This window comes from Streptosporangium sp. NPDC000509 (genome assembly GCF_042898365.1).
In the GTDB taxonomy this organism is placed as follows: Bacteria; Actinomycetota; Actinomycetes; order Streptosporangiales; family Streptosporangiaceae; genus Streptosporangium.
Genome location: NZ_JBIAYX010000006.1, coordinates 164648 through 183118, shown reverse-complemented (window position 1 = coordinate 183118; position 18471 = coordinate 164648). Strand labels below are relative to the sequence as shown.

Genomic DNA, 18471 nt, shown 5'->3' with positions numbered 1-18471 from the left:
GCACAACCGGACCGCGAGGCACCCGGTGTGAAACGGCCCGTGCCCCTGGTGACGAGAACTCGTCACCAGGGGCACGGGCCGCTGCTTTCGGCTCGGCGTTCACGTGAGCGCTGTCGCATGAACGCCGTCACCCGAACCTCTACTTGAGCCAGCTCATCATCGGACGGAGCTTGGCGCCGGTCTTCTCGATCGGGTGCTCGGCGAGCTCGTCGCGGTAGGCGGTGAACTTCTTCTGGCCGCCGTCGAACTCGTCCACCAGTTCCTTGGTGAACTCGCCGGACTGGATCTCGGCGAGAATGCGCTGCATCTCCTTCTTCGTCTCCTGCGTCACGATGCGCGGGCCGCGGGAGTAGCCGCCGTACTCGGCGGTGTCGGAGACCGACCAGTACATCTTGTGGATGCCGCCCTCGTACATCAGGTCGACGATCAGCTTCATCTCGTGCAGGCACTCGAAGTAGGCGACCTCGGGCTGGTAGCCCGCCTCGATCAGGGTCTCGAAACCGACCTTGATCAGCTCGGAGACGCCGCCGCACAGCACGGCCTGCTCACCGAACAGGTCGGTCTCGGTCTCCTCCTTGAAGGTCGTCTTCAGCGCGCCGGCGCGGGTGCCGCCGATGCCCTTGGCGTACGACAGGGCGAGGTCCAGGGCGTTGCCGCTCGCGTCCTTCTCGACCGCGACGAGACACGGCACGCCGCGGCCCGCCGTGTACTGGCGGCGTACGAGGTGGCCGGGGCCCTTGGGAGCGACCATGGCCACGTCCACGCCCTCGGGCGCCTCGATGAGGCCGTAGCGGATGTTGAGGCCGTGCCCGAAGAAGAGCGCGTCGCCCTCGACGAGGTTCGGGGCCACGTGGTCGGCGTACAGGTGGCGCTGGATGTGGTCCGGCGCGAGGATCATGGTCAGGTCGGCCTCTTCGACGGCCTCCGAGGGAGTGAGCACGCGCAGGCCGTCGGCCTCCGCCTTCTCCCTGCTCTTGGAGCCCTCGGGCAGGCCGACCCGCACGTCCACGCCGGAGTCGCGCAGCGAGAGCGCGTGGGCGTGGCCCTGGCTGCCGTATCCCAGAACGGCGACGTGCCGGCCCTGGATGATCGACAGGTCGGCCTGGTCGTCGTAGAAGATCTCAGTCACTTGCTTAACCTTTCGGGTTTCTCGTGCGCGTTACGCGGTCCGGTCCAGGGCCCGGAGAGAACGGTCGGTGATGGAACGGGCACCGCGGCCGATGGCCACCATGCCCGACTGGACGAGCTCCTTGATGCCGAACGGCTCCAGGACCTTGATGAAGGCCTGCAGCTTGTCCGGAGTGCCGGTGACCTCGATGGTCACCGCGTCGGAGGAAACGTCGACACAGCGTGCCCGGAACAGGTTGACCAGCTCCAGCACGCTGGACCTGTTGTCGGCGTCGGCCCGCACCTTGATCAGCGTGAGCTCGCGCTGCACCGACTGCGCCGGGTCGAGCTCCACGATCTTCAGCACGTTGACGAGCTTGTTGAGCTGCTTGGTGACCTGTTCCAGCGGCAGGTCGGCGACGTTGACCACGATGGTCATCCTGGAGATGTCCGCGTGCTCGGTCGGGCCGACCGCGAGCGAGTCGATGTTGAACCCCCTGCGGCTGAACAGCGCCGCGACGCGCGCGAGCACGCCGGGCTTGTTCTCCACCAGCACGGAGAGCGTGTGCCTGCTCATGCCTAGTCCTCGCTGTCCCAGACCGGCGCCATGTCGCGCGCGAACTTGATGTCATCGTTGCTGGTCCCGGCCGCGACCATCGGCCACACCATGGCGTCCTGGTGCACCACGAAGTCGACGACCACCGGCACGTCGTTGATCTCCATGGCCTTCTTGATCGTCGCGTCCACGTCCTCGGGGCGTTCGCAGCGCAGCCCCACGCAACCGTAGGCCTCGGCGAGCTTGACGAAGTCGGGGATGCGGCGGACCGTCTGCAGGTCGGTGTTGGAGTAACGCTGGTTGTAGAACAGCGTCTGCCACTGCCGGACCATGCCAAGGTTACCGTTGTTGATGATCGCGACCTTGATCGGCACACCCTCGATCGTGCAGGTGGCGAGCTCCTGGTTGGTCATCTGGAAGCAGCCGTCGCCGTCGATCGCCCACACCGTGGTGTCCGGGCGGCCCATCTTGGCCCCCATCGCCGCCGGGACGGAGAAGCCCATCGTGCCCGCGCCGCCGGAGTTGATGAACGTGCCGGGGTTCTCGTAGCCGATGAACTGCGCGGCCCACATCTGGTGCTGTCCGACACCGGCGGTGTAGATCGCGTCCGGGCCGACGAGCGCGCCCAGCCGCTCCATCACGTACTGCGGGGCGAGGGAGCCGTCCTCGAACTCGGTGTAGCCCAGCGGATAGGTCGCCTTGTAGGCGTTGAGCGCCGTCCACCAGTCGGCGTAGTCGCCCTTGCGCCCCTCACCGCGCACCGCGGCGATCAGGTCGGAGATGACCTCCTTGCAGTCGCCCACGATCGGGACGTCCGCGTGCCGGTTCTTGGAGATCTCCGCCGGGTCGATGTCCGCGTGGACGACCTTCGCGTGCGGCGCGAAGCTGGACAGCTGGCCGGTGACCCGGTCGTCGAAGCGGACGCCGAGCCCGATGATCAGATCGGACCTCTGCAGCGCACCGACCGCCGAGACCGAGCCGTGCATGCCGGGCATGCCCATGTGCTGCGGGTGGCTGTCGGGGAAGGTGCCCCGTGCCATCAGGGTGGTGACCACCGGGATGCCGGTCAGCTCGGCGAACTCCAGCAGCTCCCCCGACGCCCCCGCCCGGTGCACGCCGCCGCCCACGTAGAGGACGGGCCGCCTCGCCTCGGCGATCAGCTTCGCCGCCTCGCGGATCTGCTTGGAGTGCGGCCGGGTCACCGGACGGTAGCCGGGCAGCTGCATCGCGACCGGCCACTCGAAGGTCATCTTCGCCTGGAGCGTGTCCTTGGCGATGTCGACCAGCACCGGCCCGGGACGCCCCGTCGAGGCGATGTGGAAGGCCTCCACGATCGTCCTGGGAATCTCGTTCGGGTCGATGACCAGGAAGTTGTGCTTCGTGATCGGCATGGTGATGCCGGAGATGTCGGCTTCCTGGAAGGCGTCCGTGCCGATGGCGGCGCTGGCCACCTGACCGGTGATCGCGACCATCGGGACCGAGTCCATGTAGGCGTCGGCGATCGGGGTGACCAGGTTGGTGGCGCCGGGGCCGCTCGTGGCCATGCACACCCCGACCTTGCCGGTGGCCTGCGCGTATCCCTGAGCCGCATGCCCCGCGCCCTGCTCGTGCCGTACGAGCACGTGCCGGACCTTGGTCGAGTCGTAGAGAGGATCGTAGGCGGGGAGAATCGCGCCGCCCGGGATCCCGAACACGGTGTCGACCCCGACGAGCTCCAGCGCCCTCACGAGGGCCTGGGCTCCTGTCATCTGTTCGGTCATCGGCTCGTTCCTTGTGGCTGAACATGCTTAATGGCATAAAAAATGCCCCATCCCGCCTGGTCGGCGGAGCTGGGGCGGCGCGCAGGTCGTAGTGATTCGCTATCGGCCCGCGCGCCGGCGAAGTACTACGAGAATCCCACGGTGAAGCTGCATGCCTCCACCATGGCCGACGGAGTACCCCCGCGTCAAATTCATGGGACACATATCTCAGAGTCCGAGATGCGAGGTCACGCGGGAGACCCGAGGCTGGAGAGGCTGGTGCGGATCAGCGAGTCGACGCCGCGCGCGGCCATCGGGCGCGCCACCAGGAACCCCTGGCCGCGGGTGCAGCCCATCTCGCGCAGCAACTCCAGCTGCTCGGGCCGCTCGATGCCCTCGGCGACCACGATCAGCCCCAGGTCGTGCCCCAGCCGCACGATCGTGCGGGTGAGCAGGGTGAGCGTCTCGTCACGGCCGAGCCCGGACACGAAGGACGGGTCGATCTTGATCATGTCGACCGGGAGCTGCCGCAGGAACGCCAGCGAGGCGTATCCGGTGCCGAAGTCGTCGATGGCGAGCCGGACGCCGAGGGCACGCAGCTCGGAGAGCCGGGTGATGGTCTCCTCCGCGTCCTCGACCAGCATCTCCTCGATGACCTCCAGGGTGAGCGCGCTGGGCGGCAGCTCGCTCTCGGCCAGGACCGCCTCGACGGTCTCCACGAAGCGCGGCGCCATGATCTGGCGGGCCGAGAGGTTCAGCGAGAGCCCGATCTCCCAGGAGGAGGCGCGCCAGGCGGCCACCTCCCTGCAGGACTCGCGCAGGATCCACTCGCTCAGCGGCACGATCAGGCCGGTGTCCTCCGCCGGGCCGAGGAACTGCTCGGGCGGGACGAACTCGCCGCCCCGGCACCAGCGCACCAGCGCCTCGACGGCGGTGACGCGCGAGGTGGCCAGATCGACCACCGGCTGGTACTCGATCGCGAACTGGTTCTCCAGCAGCGCCCGCTGCAGGTCGGCGGCGAGCTCCAGGCGTCGTACCACGTCGGCGTGCATGTGCGCGGCGAACACCTCGACCCTGCGCCCGCCCAGCTCCTTCGCCCTCGCCATCGCCACGTCGGCGTTGCGGATCAGGTCGGCGGAGGAGACGTCCGCGGTGGAGAAGGCCACCCCGACGCTCGCGGTGAGCGCGACGTCGCGGTCGGCGACCCGGAACGGCTCGGACGAGACCGTACGGACCAGCAGCTCGGCCAGGTCGACCGCCGTCTGGGCGTCGACCGGCGCCTCCAGCAGCACCGCGAACTCGTCGCCGCCCCAGCGCGCCAGGGTGTCGTCGGCCCGTACGGCGGCGCGGAGCCTGCGGGCCGCCTGGCCGAGCAGGTAGTCGCCGCTGGCGTGGCCGACCGAGTCGTTCACCGCGGTGAAGCCGTCCAGGTCCAGGAAGACCACGGCGACGTTGCTCGCGCCGGGACGGGCCAGCACCTCCCGGGTGCGCTCCTCGAAGTAGGCCCGGTTGGGCAGGCCGGTGATGCCGTCGTGGAAGGTGAGGTGGGCGACCTGGCTGCGCAGGGCCTCCTGGTCGCTGATGTCGCGGGTGGTGACGAGGAGCAGGTCGTCGCCGCGCACGTGCCGGGTCGCCACCGACTCGGCGGGCCGCCACGTCCCGTCGGAGGCCCGGACCCGGCAGGCGACCATGCAGGCGCCCGGCCCCTCCTCGGCCTCCTCCTCCAGGCTCATCGCGCTCAGCGCCGCCTGGATCCCCGGCACGTCCTCGGGGTGGATGTAGTCGAAGATCTTCCGGCCGACCAGGTCGTCAGGACGGTAGCCGTACGTGATCTCGACGCCCTCGCCGATCTCCCGCACCACGCCGTCGTAGCCGCACAGTATGACCACGTCCCCCGCGCTCTCCGCGAGGTCCCGCAGCTGCCGCTCGCCGAGATGCAGCAGGCTCCGCATCCGCCCGGTCTCCATCAGCATCACGAACAGGCGCACCACCAGGACGGCGACGATCGACGCGCACACCGAGGCGAGGACCGCCGGGGGGCCCTGCACCCCGCCGCTGATCACGCGCAGGAGCACGACGACGGTGGCCGCCCCCACGAGGAACAGCGGCACCGCCGCGATCAGCGAGGACGTGCTCTCCCTGACGAACGGCTCGTCGTCCCTGGGCGCGACAGACCGCGTCGCGGGCCCGCTCCACGGGACCGCGGCGAGCACCAGGAACGCGGCGGGGGCGAGCCACACCCAGGTCAGGGACGGCGTGTCGCCGTTCACCCGGGCCACCGCGGTGATCGTCTCGGAGGTCGCGATCGCGGCGAGCACGGCGAGCGCGGCGAGCCCGACCGGCCAGGCCGAGCGCCGGATCGGCACCACGGCCGGGCCCACGACGCTGGCGAGGATCAGGCAGAACAGCGGCGAGGCGAAGGTGACCGCGGCGTCGCCCGCGTCACCGCCGGTGCCGTACAGCGGACCCACCAGCGACACCCAGACGATCACCATGATGGCCGCGGCGCACACGTAGGAGTCGGCGAGGTCACGCAGCAGGGCGTGTCCCCGCGCGGGTCTGGCCGCCGACAGCGCGGTGCCGACCGCGAGCATCGCCGTACCGGCCAGGAGCACCAGGTCGGCGAAGGTCACCACGAAGGGTGTGCCTTCCGCGATCGGCCGTACCCCTACCCCGGCCAGCCAGGTGAGCGATCCTCCGGCCAGCCAGCGCCAGGCCAGCGCCCTGCGCCGGTCGGTGATTTTGGAGGCGGCGGCGAACAGCGAGCCCGCGGCCGCCGCGGCGGTGACGACGCCCGCCACCGCCTCGACGACCACGGCCGGAGCGCCGCTGACGAGCGCGGCAACGAGCCCCACCACGCCTGCGGCGGCGGCGGTCAGCGGTACCCGGGGGTCACGCCAGCGGATCAATGTCGTCTGCCCATCAATGTCGTTTGGTGTTTTTCGCTTTCGCAGCTTCCCTTGCTCGCTGCGCCCGCGCTACCGGTGCGAGCGCGTCGTCCTTCGTCCTCGGCGCTCGTACCGGCACAGGGCCAGTGTGTGCCGTCCGACCCGCGCGGGTGGTGACAACGCCGTAGTCGTCACCGATCTGATAACCACGCGAGCAACGGTGATCGCTTTTACCGACGGTACGCACCGCAGGTCACGGGGCAGCCACGGCCCGGATTCCTTTGCCGGTCAGTACGAACCCGTGATCACATCTTTGAGCGGCTCCCTCGCGAGGTGACGGCGGAGAGGCTTCGGCGTGCGCCGCGGGCACACGGCCCGGATTCCCCCGCCGGTCAGTACGAACCCGTGATCACATTCTTCAGCGGCTCCCCCGCCAGATAACGCAGCAACTGGGAGCGCAGAAGCTTCAGCGTGCGTCGTACGGACGCCGGGTTGCTGCCCGCGACGTGCGGGGTGATGAGAACCCCCGGCGCCGTCCACAGCGGGTGGCCCTCCGGCAGGGGCTCGGGGTCGGTGACGTCCAGCGCGGCGAGGATCCGGCCCGCCCGCAGCTCGGCGACGAGCGCGTCCGTGTCGACCACCGTGCCCCTGGCCGCGTTCACCAGGAGGGCGCCGTCCCTCATCGCGGCCAGGAACCCGGCGTCCACCATGCCGGTGGTCTCGGGCGTCGAGGGTACGAGCAGCACCACCACGTCCGCCTCCGGCAGCAGCCCCGGCAACTCGTCCAGGCCGTGCACACCGGCCCTGGCGGTCCTGGCCACCCGGACGACGTCGACCTCGAAGCCGTCGAGCCGCCGCTCCAGCGCCTCACCGATCGAGCCGTAGCCGACGATCAGGACCGTGGAGTCGGCCAGCACCCCGGTGTGGTGGTAGGTCCACTCGCCCTCGCGCTGCGCGTGGACGAACCCGGGAAACTCCCGCAGCACGGAGATCATGGCTCCCACCGCCCACTCGGCGGTACCCGCGTCGTGCACCCCCCTGGCGTTGCACAGCGTCACCCCCTCCCGCACGTGCGGCCGGTAGGCGTCGACACCCGCGGTGACGGTCTGCAGCAGCCGCAGGCCGGTCATGCGGGCGAGCAGACCGGGAAGATCCGCCAGCGGCGTGAGCGGCGGGATCCAGACCTCGGCCTCCTCCACGCCCTCGGGCACCGGCTCCGTGCCGTCGTAGACGACGCACTCCACTTCCGGGAGATCACACAGGACATCGGCGATGGCTTTGGAAGGTACCCAGATCTTCATGTGCGCATTATCCAGCCGTACGGCCGGTGGCGCCGCCCCTCACGACCGCACCGTCCGGCCGTGCGGGACGCGCCGGCACCGTGATTATTCGGACACACACTTCAGGTCGAGTTCGGGGCGGTAGACCGTGGTCTTCTTGACGCGCTTGATCTCCTTGCCGTCCTGCTTGAAGACGCGCCAGACATCGATCGTGAACCCGTTCTGGCCGACCATCGGGATGCAGGTGGGGCCGCTGTCGGTCTCGCTCTTGAACGGGGTGACGTTGTATCTCTCCGAGGAGATCGACTCGATCTCGTAACGCTTGGTGCTCCAGAAGGCGACGGTGACCCCGCTGTCGTTGTAGGAGGTCTTCACCAGCACCCCGTACGGCGAGTCGTTCTTCCAGCGGAAGTCGGGCTGGGGCCAGGAGACCGTGGACTCGCGTCCGGCCGGGTAGCGGGAGATGTAGAACTCGTGCGCCATGTGCTGGACGTCTTCGAGGCCGCCGAAGAACACCGCGTTGTACATGGTGGTGACGAACTGGGAGATGCCGCCGCCGACCGAGTCGACCAGCCTGCCGCCCTGGATCATGGGGGCGGGGACGAAGCCGCGTGCCGTGTCGCGCTGGCCGATGACGCCGTTGAGCGAGAAGGTCTCACCCGGCTTCACCAGGTGACCGTCCAGGAGCTTGGCGATCGTCCTGATGTTGGTGACCCGCGGCGGGCAGCAGTCGTAGGGGGTGGTGAACTGGCTGATCCGCTCCTTGATGCCGAGCTTGCGCGCGTCGGCGTCGGACATCCTCGGCTTGACGGTGGCGAGGAGAACCGGGATCGTCCGGTCACCGTCACGGGCGACCATGTTCGCCACGTCGGTGGCGAGCCGCTCGTCGTCGATGCCCTTGCCCTTGCGTCCGGGCACCAGCTTCGGCTTTCCCCCGACGATCTGGAACGTGGGGTCGCGGGGGGCGAGGGCCGAGTCGATCAGGTCCCCCTCCACGGAGGCGACGGCGTTCTTGGCGTCGAACTTCGGGCTCATGCCGCCGGAGCTGTCCGGCTTGAAGGACAGGTGGGCGGCGAGGGTCTCCACCGGCAGCTGGGTCTGCTTGCCGGCGAAGGTCAGCGTGACCGGCCCCGACAGCGCCTTCCGCGCACTGGCCGCGGCCTGCTTGACCGTCTCCGCCCCGGCCATCGGCTTGATCACCGAGACCGGGAGGCGGACCTCCTTCTCCGGGCCGAGGAAGGCCTTCGTGATCGCGGCGACCGCGGCCTCCCGCTCCAGCTCCCGGCCGTCGCGGGGCGTGACGACGACGGGCTTGACGCCTTCGAACGTGACCGAGCCCTCGCGGACCTTGAGGTCGACCTTCTTGGCCAGGCCGGCGACCGCGGCCCTCATCTTCTCAAGGTCGGAGGAGACCTTGGGCTCCAGGTCGGTGGTGCCGGTGAAGGCCCGCCAGACCTCGGCGGGGCTGGGGAAGCCGCTGGGCGCCTGGGCGATGGTGGCGACCACGTCGAACTCCAGGCCCGACTTCGCGGGGTCGAAGTCGTAACGCTTGCCCGCCGCCAGCAGGGTCATCTTCTCGGTGGCCTTGCCCGACAGACGGTCCCTGAGCTTGTCGGCCGCCTCGGTCGCGGTCAGGCCGCCGATGTCGATGCCCCGCACGGTGGTGCCCGGCAGCATCTTTCCGGACATGATGACGGCGGGCACCGCGTAGGCGAGCGCGACGACGAAGAGTACGGCGAAAACGATCAGGAAGAGCCTGCGGGCCCCGCGGCGACGCGGAGGCGGCTCCTCGTAGCGGAGCCCGTCCGGTTGCGGGAACCCGCCGTCGCCACCGGGGACGAGCGTCGGCTCGTCGCGCCGGAAGGGGCGTTCCGGCGTGGCCATCTGCCAGGGCTGCGGGGGCTGGGCCGCGGGGGGAAGCGTCGTCCCACGGGGCGGTGCGGACTGACCACCGGGGCCGGGCCTTCCGGCACCCGGGGATCCTCCGTGGCCGGTGGGGCCGAAGATGTCGGGCGAGACACCGGGGGGAAGGCGCGAACCCCCCTGGGGCTGGGCGGTCTGAGTGCCGGGAGCTCGTCGCGGGTCGCGGGCGCCCGGTGGCACGGGGCGTGAAGGAAGGGGCATTGCCTCAAAGGGGTCCGTCGGTGGGTCCACAGACGCTCCGGCGTTCCGCACGGCCTCCGCATCCTCCTGCTTCGCAGCTTCCACCTCCGGCAACCTTAAACCACATTGGTCAGCCTCCGCCCAAAATGAAATAACAAATCATCCTGTCCATCGGTAGCGATGCTCGGGTCTTCCCGCCGTGCCGTACTTCGGGCGGAGCTCCGCCTGACCCACCGCGCACAGGTGTTCCAGATACCGGCGGGCGCTCACCCTGGACAGACCGGTCACCGTCGCCGTCTCGGTCGCCGACAGGTCGCCGCCGCTCTCTCTGAGCGCCTCGGCGACGAGGGAGCACGTGGTGCCCGACAGCCCTTTGGGCAGCGGTGGCGGAACCCCCCTGACCGCGCCGAAGAGCCTGTCGACCTCGTCCTGACGGGCCTCGTCCCCGAGGGTGGCGAGCCGTCTGCGGATCTCGGCGTACTGTTCGAGACGCTCGGTCAGGGCGCGGGCGGTGAAGGGCTTGATCAGGTAGTTGACCGCGCCGCCGCGCATCGCCGCCCGGACCGTGGTGACGTCGCGCGCGGCGGTGATCACCAGGATGTCCACCGGTTGCGCGGCCCCCCTGAGCTTCCTCAGGACGTCGAGTCCGGACATGTCCGGCAGGTAGATGTCGAGCAGCACCAGGTCGGGCCTGCGCGCCGCGGCCGAGGCGATCGCGGCGCCCCCGGTGTGGACGACACCGGCGACCGTGAAGCCCGGCGTCCTGGTGACGTAGCCGCCGTGGATCCTCGCCACCATGAAGTCGTCGTCCACGACCAGGACGCGGATGTCGCCCATGTGCGTGTCCCCGGTCAACTCGGCACCTTCCGTTCCGTGGAGGCGGATTCCCCCGCTCCTTCCGCGAGAGGCGGGGCGGGCGCCGGCCGCGCTCGATCGCCCCACCCACCGAGGGCTCCTTCCGCGGTGGGCGGGGCGGGCTCCCTGGTGGGAAGGAGCGCGGTGAAGACGGCGCCGCCCGCGTTGTGCACCCGCACCCAGCCGCCCCGGCGTGCGCACGTCTGGCGGGTGAGTGCGAGGCCCAGGCCGCGCGGTCCCGCGTGGGCCGCCTTCGTGGTGAAGCCCTCCCTGAACACCTCGTGGACCAGGCCGGGGGTGACCCCGGGACCGGAGTCGCCGACCCGGACGCGCAGCCCGTCCGACTCGGTACGGACCGAGACCTCCACCGTTCCGCCGGTCTCCTGCAGCGCGTCGAGGGCGTTGGCGACCAGGTTGCCGACGACCAGGACCGCGTCGTGCGGGTCGCCGAGCATGCCCTCCTCCACCCGGGAGTCGTCGGACAGCACCAGGGTGGCGCCCCGCTCGGCCGCCTCGGCCGACTTGGCCAGCAGCAGGGCGGCCAGCGTCGGATCGGCGACCTTCTCCCTGATGCCGGAGGCGTGCCTGCTGTAGGCCTCGGTGGTCTGGGTGATGTAGCTGACGGCCGTCTCGTACTCGCCGAGTTCCAGCAGGCCGACCACGGTGTGCATCCGGTTGGCGAACTCGTGGGCCTGCGCGCGCAGCGCGCCGGTCGTGGTGCTGGCCCGGTCGAGCTCGCGGGTCAGGCGCACCAGTTCGGTACGGTCCCGCAGGGTGACCACCCAGCCGCTCTGCAGTTCCCGTACCGCCACCGGGGTCCGGTTGAGTACGAGCACCCGGTCTCGGTGGAGCACCACCCTGTCGTCGCCGGGGTCCACCCCGTCGAGCACGTCCCGCATCCGGTCGGACAGGGGCATCTCCCGCAGGCTCCGGCCGACGTCGTGCCGGGAGAGTCCGAGCAGTTCGCGCGCCGCGTCGTTGACGAGCGTGACCCTTCCCTGGAGGTCGAGGGCGAGCACCCCCTCCTTGACGCCGTGCAACACGCCCTCGCGCTGTTCGAGCAGGGCCGCGATCTCTCCCGGTTCCAGGCCGAACGTCTGGCGGCGTACCCGCCGGACGATCAGCGCGGCGGCGGCCGACCCGGCGACGAGGACGGCGAGGACCGTCCACAGCAGCGGCGGGAGCGCCTCGCCGAGCTGGTCGGCGAGACGCTCCTCCAGGATCCCGACCGAGGCCAGGCCGATGACCCGCCCCGAGGAGTCGAAGATCGGGGCCTTGCCGCGTACCGAGCGTCCGAGGGTGCCCGTCTGGACGCCGGTCCAGCGCCGCCCGTTCGTGAGGATCTCCGAGCCGTCGGTGGACAGCCTCTTGCCGATCAGGTTCGGGTTGGGGTGGGCGTAGCGGATCTGGTCGCGGTTCGCGATCACCACGTAGTCGGCGCCGGTCGCCGCCTGCACCCCGAGCGCGATCGGCTGCAGGCTCAGCTCGGGCCTGGGCAGGGCGAACGCCTCGCGCACCTGGGGAAGCCCCGCCACCGACTCGGCGATCGCCAGGGCGCGCTGCCGGTACTGCCGGTCCAGCAGGGCGCGGGTGTGCTCCATCCAGACACCCGCCGTACCGGCGACCGCGAGGAACACGATGACGGTCTGCAGCACGAAGAGCTGGGTGCCGAGCGAGGCGTCGAGTAAGCGTCGCACGAGTTGACTCCTGGTCGGAGACCTCGATGAAAGCAGTCGGAGATAACGGCGCGGTCGAGGACGTGTGACCAATACGACCGATACGACGGCAACCACGCAAAGCATCGACAGGGTGACCTCCCGGGGTCAGCATCCTCACCACGCTTTGTTGACGTTTGTTTGGAGCTGACCATGCGACTTCGGAGACTGGCCGCCCTCGCGGTGCTGTCCCTCGCCGCCCTCACCGCCTGCGGTTCCGATGGTGGCTCGGGAACGAGCGCGCTGAGAATCATGGCTCCGGCCTCACCCGGAGGCGGCTGGGACCAGACCTCCCGCGTCGCCGGCGAGGCGCTCAAGACCGCCGAGCCGTCGCGCAAGATCGAGGTCTACAACGTGCCCGGCGCGGGCGGCACCATCGGCCTGGCCCAGCTCGCGGGCGAGAAGGGCAACGGTGACCTGCTGATGACCATGGGCCTGGTCATGGTCGGCGCGATCGAGCAGAACAAGTCGAAGGTCACCCTCGCCGACACCACGCCGATCGCGAAGCTCACCGAGGAGTACGAGATCGTCGTGGTCCCCGCGGGGTCGCCGTACAAAACGCTCGGCGAGCTGGTGACGGCGTGGAAGGCGGATCCGACGAAGATCGCCATCGCGGGCGGCTCCGCCGGGGGCACCGACCACATCGTGGCGGGCCTGATGGCCAAGGCCGCGGGCATCGACCCCAGGCAGGTCAACTACATCGCCCACTCCGGCGGCGGCGAGGCGCTCAACGCGCTGCTCGGCGAGAAGGTCGCGATGGGGATCTCCGGCATCGGCGAGTTCGCCGAGCACGTGAAGTCCGGCAAGCTGCGCGCTCTCGGCGTCAGCTCTCCGGCACGGCTCGGCAACGTCGACGCGCCCACTCTCAAGGAGGGGGGTCTGGACGTGGAGCTGGCCAACTGGCGGGGCTTCGTCGCGCCCGGCGGGCTGGACGACGAGGCGAAGAAGAGCCTCACCGACCTGGTCACCAAGATGCACGAGTCCTCCGCGTGGAAGGAGGCGGTGCTCAAGAACGGGTGGGCCGACGTCTTCCAGACCGGTCAGCCGTTCGCCGACTTCCTCGCGGCCGAGCAGACCAAGGTCAAGGGCATCATCGCGGAGATGGGCCTCGTCTCCTGATGCCTCCCGTGGAAGACCCGTCCGACCGTACCGGCACCGGCGCGACCGGTGCCGGTACGGCCGGCACCGGATCCGAACCGGCCGCCGTCACCCGCGTGGGCGACGGCGGCGCCGATCCCGCCCTGGATTCCGGCTCGGGTTCCGGCCCCGATCCCGCCCTGGATTCCGGCTCGCCTTCGGGAGGCGGGGCGGCGACCGCGGCCGGGTGGTCGTGGCGGCGGCCCGAGCTGGGACTGGCGGTGCTGGTCCTCGCGCTGGGAGCGTTCGTGATCGTCGGTACCGCCGACGTCACCGCCGCGGGCTCCGTCCTCGGTCTCGGCCCCCGGTTCTTCCCCGCCCTCGTCGGGGGGGCGATGCTGCTGATCGGGCTGTTCTACGTGATCGACGTGCTCAGGGGAGGTCACGGCGACCCCGAGGACGCCGAGGACAGCGAGGACGCAGACTCGGCCGCGCGGGCGGACTGGCGTACGGTCGCGCTGGTCAGCGTGATCTTCCTGGCCTTCACCGGGCTGCTCGACCTGCTCGGCTGGATCATCGCGGGCGCGCTGCTCTTCTTCGGCCTGTCCGTGACCCTCGGGGCGACCCGGCGGCTGCGCGCGGGGGGCATCGCGATCCTGGTGTCCTTCCTCACCTACCTGCTGTTCGTCAAGGGCCTCAGCGTGACGCTGCCGGCCGGGCTGCTGTCCGGGGTGATCTGAGTGGACTCCCTGCGGCTGTTGCTGGACGGCTTCGTGACCGCGCTCACCCCGGTGAACCTGCTCTACGCGCTGGTGGGCGTCACGCTGGGCACTCTGGTGGGCGTGCTGCCCGGCATCGGCCCCGCCATGACCGTGGCACTGCTGCTGCCGATCACGTTCACCGTCCCTCCGGAGAGCGCGTTCATCATGTTCGCCGGGATCTACTACGGCGGCATGTACGGCGGGTCGACCACCTCGATCCTGCTCAACACGCCCGGCGAGAGCTCCTCGATGATCACCGCCCTTGAGGGCAACAAGATGGCCAAACGCGGCCGGGCGTCCCAGGCGCTGGCGACGGCCGCGATCGGCTCGTTCGTCGCGGGCACCATCGCCACCACGCTGCTGGTCGTCGCGGCGCCCCTGGTGGTGGACTTCGCGATCTCCTTCGGCCCCGAGGACTACTTCGCGCTCGCCGTCCTCGCCTTCACCGCGGTGTCGTCGGTGCTGTCCCGCTCCGTCGTACGGGGGCTCGCCTCGCTCGGCCTCGGCCTGGTCGTCGGGCTCATCGGCATCGACCAGCAGACCGGGCAGGCCAGGCTCACCCTGGGCGTCCCCCAGCTGCTCGACGGCATCGACGTGGTGATCGTCGCGGTCGGGCTCTTCGCCATGGGCGAGGTGCTCTACGTCGCCTCGCGGCTGCGGCACGACCGGCCGGAGGTGATCCCGGTCGGCCGGGCGTTCCTCGGCCGCTCCGACTGGTCGCGTTCCTGGCGGCCGTGGCTGCGCGGCACCGCGCTCGGCTTCCCGTTCGGCGCGCTGCCCGGCGGCGGCGCGGAGATCCCCACGTTCCTGTCGTACTCGGTGGAGAAGCGGCTGGCGCGCGGGGTCGCCCGCGAGGAGTACGGCAAGGGCGCGATCGAGGGGGTCGCCGGTCCCGAGGCCGCGAACAACGCCTCGGCGGCGGGCACGCTCGTCCCACTGCTCACGCTGGGCCTGCCCACCTCGGCGACGGCCGCGATCCTGCTCGCGGCCTTCCAGCAGTACGGGCTGCAGCCGGGCCCTCAGCTGTTCGACCACAACCCGGCGCTGGTCTGGGGCATGATCGCCTCACTGTTCGTGGGCAACACCATGCTGCTGGTGCTCAACCTGCCGCTCGCCCCGATCTGGGCGCGGGTGCTGCAGATCCCCCGGCCCTACCTCTACTCGGGGATCGTGCTGTTCGCGGCCCTCGGCGTCTACGCGCTGAACTCCTCCTGGGTGGAGCTGGTCATCCTCTACGTCCTGGGCATGCTCGGTTTCGCGATGCGCCGCTTCGGCCTGCCGGTGGCCCCGGCGGTGATCGGCCTGATCCTGGGCCCGATGGCCGAGATCCAGCTCCGCCGGGCCCTCGCGATCGGCGCGGGTGATGTGACGGTCCTGGTCAGGAGCCCGATCGCGGCGACGCTGCTGGTCATCTCGCTTCTGGCGTTGTTCACGCCCCTCATCAGGAAGGTGGCCGCCCGCCGCGGCGCCTGACCGGAACCGGCCGCACCGGGTGCGGCACACGCGGGCACGGACGGAGGTCCGTGCCCGTTTCCGTTTCCGCTCCGTGCTCGCGCAGGCGGTGGGCGAGCAGCGGGGCGGTGAGCGGGGCGAGAAGTGCGTCGGCGAGGGCGTGCAGGAAATCGGCAGCAGCCTCGCGGAACGCGTGCCGTACCCGGGGTGGACCTTTTAAGCGATGAGCAAGTCCGCGCTGGTCGGCCTGCCGAAAGGGCTCGCCAGGGACCTGGGCCCGCAGGGCATCACGGCCAACCTCGTCCAACCCGGCTCGACCGACACCGAGTTGACCTCCTCCCCTCCCTGAAGGGAGGGGAGTCCTCACGGTCACCCGTGAGATTTCCTGCTTCACCGCCGGTTGCCCGCCAGGAGGATCCCCCTTTGAGGTCTTACACCGGCTCCACAGGCGTTTTACCTCTCCGCCAGCCCGGCGGCGAGGATGTTTTTGGCGGCGTTGACATCCCGGTCATGGACCGCGCCGCAGGCGCACACCCAATCACGGACGTTCAGCGGCATGGACCGCTGGAGGGTGCCGCACGCCGAACACAACCTGGAAGACGGGAAGAACCGGTCCACGACCACCAGTTCGCGCCCGTACCAAGCGGCTTTGTACTCCAGCATCGAGCGCATCTGGCGCCAGGAGGCGTCGGAGACGGCGCGGGCCAGGCTGTGGTTTTTCACCATGTTGCGCACGGTGAGGTCTTCGATCACGACCGTTTGGTTCTCACGGACGAGACGAGTGGTGACCTTGTGCAGGTGATCTCGGCGACGGTCGGCGATGCGGGCATACACACGGGCGACCTTGAGTTTCGCCTTGGCCCGGTTCGCCGAACCCTTCTCCTTGCGGGAGAGGTCGCGTTGAGCTTTGGCGAGCTTGCGCCGGTCGGCCCGCTCGTGCTTGGGATTGACGATCTTCTCTCCGGTCGACAGCGTCGCCAGTGCCGTGATGCCCGCGTCCATCCCGACCACGTTGGTCGTCGGCTCCAGCGGCCTGATGGTGTCTTGGCACAGGATGGAGACGAACCAGCGGCCCGCCGCGTCCTTCGACACCGTCACCGTGGACGGCTGCGCCTCCTCGGGCAGGGGGCGCGACCACACGATGTTCAGCGGACCGTCCATCTTCGCCAGGGTGAGCTGGCCGTTGCGGTAGGTGAACGCCGAGCGGGTGTACTCGGCGCTGAGGCGGGACTTCTTTCGGGATTTGAACGTCGGGTACTTCGCGTGCTTGGCGAAGAAGTTGGTGAATGCCGCTTGAAGGTGGCGCAATGCCTGCTGAAGCGGCACCGAGGACACCTCGTTCAGGAACGAGAGGTCGTCGGTCTTCTTCCACCGCGTGAGCGCGGCCGACGACTCCACATAGGAGACGCGACGGCCTTGCAGCGTGTAGGCGCGGGTGCGTTCTTCGAGGGCTTTGTTGTAGACCAGGCGAGCGCAGCCGAATGTCCGGGCAAGCTCTTCGGCCTGCTCGGGGGTCGGGTGGAAGCGGAACTTGAACGCCCGCTTCACGGTCTGCGCCACGTCTCACATACTAACGCAAGATCAGCTAAGAATGGATGTGTATTCGATTCCAGGTCCGTGCGGCACCGTGCCGCGTTTCCTCTCCGGCCTGAAGGCCGGAGTATCCACGCTGGAGGCATTCGATGAACCCCGTCGACGCCCCGAGGCGGAGGAGGAACGGCGCCTCACCGCCCTGGACCGCTACTGCGACCCCGGTGACATCGCCGCCACCGTCGCGCACCTGGCCGGAGATGGTGGCAGGAACATCACCGGCGCCACCATCACCGTCGACACGGGTACCACGGCCTGACCACGAAAAAGGGCCGGCGACGGGAAACGGCCGCCCGGTTGTGGGGAGCCGGGCGGCCGGGTCTTGTCCGGGAAAGTTCGGGAAAAAAGGCTATTCCCGCAGGGTGTCGACGGCCGGTCCGTTGAATTTCAAGCCGTCCTCCCTCGCCAGATAGCTGCACGAAACCCATCCCGTGGTGCCGGAGGGCAATCCCGAGGCCGACCTGGCGCCCAGCCGGAAGTTACACCAGCCGCCCGTCGAGTTCGGGTTGAGAATCTGCCCGTAATCGCCGTAGTAGAGATAGCCGATGACCGTTGAGCCTCCCGCGCTCGATCGCAGGCGCACCCCGTCCGCCACCACCACCGCGTCCACGCCCGGGGCCGCCGACAGGACGAAAGCGCTCCTCACCGGGTCCGCATGAGCGGGAACGGCCGCAACGGCCATCCCCGCGGCGGCCGTCAACGTCGCGGCGGCGAATGCCAGAAGCTTTTTCATTGGACGTTCTTCCGATCGTGAGGTCAGGTCATACCGGAGTTAAAGGTGAGACTGCAGTGATTACTGTGCAAGCCATCAAGAATTTCGTCAACACCTGTTCAGTTTCAGAAATGTGAATTACCACATAAAAGAGGCCCTTCCGATTAAGGGCATGCAGGCGACCGGAAGGATCCTCGACATCCGTCACCGGGCCGGTCCCGCCGGAGGTGCGGGTCGCGTCGCAGGCCTCGCTCCGGGCGGCCACGGCGCCCGGCCCCTCGCGCTCCCAAGCGGAACACAAGTGGTCTACAAGTGATCGTTCCTAGGTTCCTCCGTAGAACCGGGAGCCGAAAGCGGCAACCCGGTGACCGGTTCTCGACACCGAGGCCGGAGGACCAGCCGAGGTCGCGACGACGCGGCCGAGAGGAATGATCATGTCGAAGATCACGATTGACGACCTGCCCTTCGAGGGTGCCGAGCTCGCCGAGGCCGAGCTGGGCGAGGTGTCCGGCGGCAAGTGGTCGGTCAGCGCGTGGAAGAAGGACCTGCCGTGCGAGTGGTGGCAGTACTAGTCCGCGGATCCAGCGGCTGATCGGGCCGGCCCACCGACGGGACCTTCCCCCCGGTGAGGCGGAC

14 protein-coding genes and 2 pseudogenes are annotated in these 18471 nt (G+C 69.6%); 6 read left to right on the top strand and 10 right to left on the bottom strand.

Features of this window, described 5'->3' with window-relative positions:
• Nucleotides 1–139: 139 nt before the first annotated feature.
• The 8 genes and pseudogenes from ilvC to ACFY3D_RS13385 form a co-directional block, all read right to left on the bottom strand.
• Complete coding sequence (ilvC, locus tag ACFY3D_RS13420; RefSeq protein ID WP_350947649.1) at nucleotides 140–1120, bottom strand: ketol-acid reductoisomerase; 981 nt, start codon at nucleotides 1118–1120, stop codon at nucleotides 140–142.
• A 39-nt stretch (nucleotides 1121–1159) separates the two neighbouring features.
• Nucleotides 1160–1684 carry an acetolactate synthase small subunit gene (ilvN, locus tag ACFY3D_RS13415; RefSeq protein ID WP_350947623.1) on the bottom strand — a complete coding sequence of 175 codons (525 nt, stop codon included), beginning with the start codon at nucleotides 1682–1684 and terminating at the stop codon, nucleotides 1160–1162.
• A gap of 2 nt (nucleotides 1685–1686) precedes the next feature.
• Nucleotides 1687–3426, bottom strand: a pseudogene (locus ACFY3D_RS13410) (acetolactate synthase large subunit); the annotation flags it as partial.
• Between the two features lie 224 nt (nucleotides 3427–3650).
• A complete protein-coding gene (locus ACFY3D_RS13405) occupies nucleotides 3651–6311 on the bottom strand; it encodes a putative bifunctional diguanylate cyclase/phosphodiesterase (protein ID WP_389978806.1) in 2661 nt (886 codons plus the stop codon).
• A gap of 371 nt (nucleotides 6312–6682) precedes the next feature.
• On the bottom strand, nucleotides 6683–7591 hold the full coding sequence (locus ACFY3D_RS13400; RefSeq protein WP_350947621.1) for a 2-hydroxyacid dehydrogenase: 909 nt from the start codon (nucleotides 7589–7591) through the stop codon (nucleotides 6683–6685).
• 84 nt (nucleotides 7592–7675) lie between these two features.
• Nucleotides 7676–9454, bottom strand: coding sequence for a VanW family protein (locus ACFY3D_RS13395; RefSeq protein WP_389978802.1), 1779 nt, complete (start codon nucleotides 9452–9454; stop codon nucleotides 7676–7678).
• A 378-nt stretch (nucleotides 9455–9832) separates the two neighbouring features.
• Nucleotides 9833–10510, bottom strand: coding sequence for a response regulator (locus tag ACFY3D_RS13390; protein ID WP_350947648.1), 678 nt, complete (start codon nucleotides 10508–10510; stop codon nucleotides 9833–9835).
• Nucleotides 10511–10524: 14 nt separating this feature from the next.
• Nucleotides 10525–12225, bottom strand: coding sequence for an ATP-binding protein (locus ACFY3D_RS13385; RefSeq protein ID WP_389978799.1), 1701 nt, complete (start codon nucleotides 12223–12225; stop codon nucleotides 10525–10527).
• A 171-nt stretch (nucleotides 12226–12396) separates the two neighbouring features.
• On the opposite strand from ACFY3D_RS13385, the gene ACFY3D_RS13380 reads away from it, so the two are divergent.
• The 4 genes from ACFY3D_RS13380 (at nucleotide 12397) to ACFY3D_RS13365 (ending at nucleotide 15882) form a co-directional block, all read left to right on the top strand.
• Nucleotides 12397–13362, top strand: a complete 966-nt coding sequence (locus ACFY3D_RS13380) for a tripartite tricarboxylate transporter substrate binding protein (protein ID WP_362899433.1) — start codon at nucleotides 12397–12399, stop codon at nucleotides 13360–13362.
• Complete coding sequence (locus tag ACFY3D_RS13375; RefSeq protein ID WP_389978796.1) at nucleotides 13362–14060, top strand: tripartite tricarboxylate transporter TctB family protein; 699 nt, start codon at nucleotides 13362–13364, stop codon at nucleotides 14058–14060. Before ACFY3D_RS13380 ends, ACFY3D_RS13375 begins: the two co-directional genes overlap by 1 nt.
• Entirely contained in the window at nucleotides 14061–15554 is a 1494-nt protein-coding gene (locus ACFY3D_RS13370) for a tripartite tricarboxylate transporter permease (protein WP_362921036.1), read from the top strand.
• 202 nt (nucleotides 15555–15756) lie between these two features.
• Nucleotides 15757–15882, top strand: a complete 126-nt coding sequence (locus ACFY3D_RS13365) for an SDR family oxidoreductase (RefSeq protein ID WP_389979188.1) — start codon at nucleotides 15757–15759, stop codon at nucleotides 15880–15882.
• A 6-nt stretch (nucleotides 15883–15888) separates the two neighbouring features.
• Here the strand turns inward: ACFY3D_RS13365 and ACFY3D_RS13360 are convergent.
• Nucleotides 15889–17093 (bottom strand): annotated as a pseudogene (locus ACFY3D_RS13360) (RNA-guided endonuclease InsQ/TnpB family protein); the annotation flags it as partial.
• Between the two features lie 31 nt (nucleotides 17094–17124).
• Between ACFY3D_RS13360 and ACFY3D_RS13355 the strand changes: the two are divergent.
• Nucleotides 17125–17382, top strand: a complete 258-nt coding sequence (locus ACFY3D_RS13355) for an SDR family oxidoreductase (protein ID WP_389978792.1) — start codon at nucleotides 17125–17127, stop codon at nucleotides 17380–17382.
• A 90-nt stretch (nucleotides 17383–17472) separates the two neighbouring features.
• On the opposite strand, the gene ACFY3D_RS13350 is transcribed toward ACFY3D_RS13355, so the two are convergent.
• Complete coding sequence (locus ACFY3D_RS13350; RefSeq protein WP_350947615.1) at nucleotides 17473–17856, bottom strand: SH3 domain-containing protein; 384 nt, start codon at nucleotides 17854–17856, stop codon at nucleotides 17473–17475.
• A gap of 413 nt (nucleotides 17857–18269) precedes the next feature.
• Here ACFY3D_RS13350 and ACFY3D_RS13345 point away from each other — a divergent pair, with 413 nt between their 5' ends.
• On the top strand, nucleotides 18270–18407 hold the full coding sequence (locus tag ACFY3D_RS13345; protein ID WP_350947614.1) for a putative ATP-grasp target RiPP: 138 nt from the start codon (nucleotides 18270–18272) through the stop codon (nucleotides 18405–18407).
• Nucleotides 18408–18471 lie beyond the last annotated feature (64 nt).

Coding starts and splice junctions, on each gene's coding strand:
- ilvN (WP_350947623.1), bottom strand. CDS start 1,684: ATGAGCAGGCACACGCTCTCCGTGCTGGTGGAGAACAAGCCCGGCGTG.
- ACFY3D_RS13400 (WP_350947621.1), bottom strand. CDS start 7,591: ATGAAGATCTGGGTACCTTCCAAAGCCATCGCCGATGTCCTGTGTGAT.
- ACFY3D_RS13395 (WP_389978802.1), bottom strand. CDS start 9,454: ATGGCCACGCCGGAACGCCCCTTCCGGCGCGACGAGCCGACGCTCGTC.
- ACFY3D_RS13390 (WP_350947648.1), bottom strand. CDS start 10,510: ATGGGCGACATCCGCGTCCTGGTCGTGGACGACGACTTCATGGTGGCG.
- ACFY3D_RS13380 (WP_362899433.1), top strand. CDS start 12,397: ATGCGACTTCGGAGACTGGCCGCCCTCGCGGTGCTGTCCCTCGCCGCC.
- ACFY3D_RS13375 (WP_389978796.1), top strand. CDS start 13,362: ATGCCTCCCGTGGAAGACCCGTCCGACCGTACCGGCACCGGCGCGACC.
- ACFY3D_RS13365 (WP_389979188.1), top strand. CDS start 15,757: ATGAGCAAGTCCGCGCTGGTCGGCCTGCCGAAAGGGCTCGCCAGGGAC.
- ACFY3D_RS13355 (WP_389978792.1), top strand. CDS start 17,125: ATGGATGTGTATTCGATTCCAGGTCCGTGCGGCACCGTGCCGCGTTTC.
- ACFY3D_RS13350 (WP_350947615.1), bottom strand. CDS start 17,856: ATGAAAAAGCTTCTGGCATTCGCCGCCGCGACGTTGACGGCCGCCGCG.
- ACFY3D_RS13345 (WP_350947614.1), top strand. CDS start 18,270: ATGTCGAAGATCACGATTGACGACCTGCCCTTCGAGGGTGCCGAGCTC.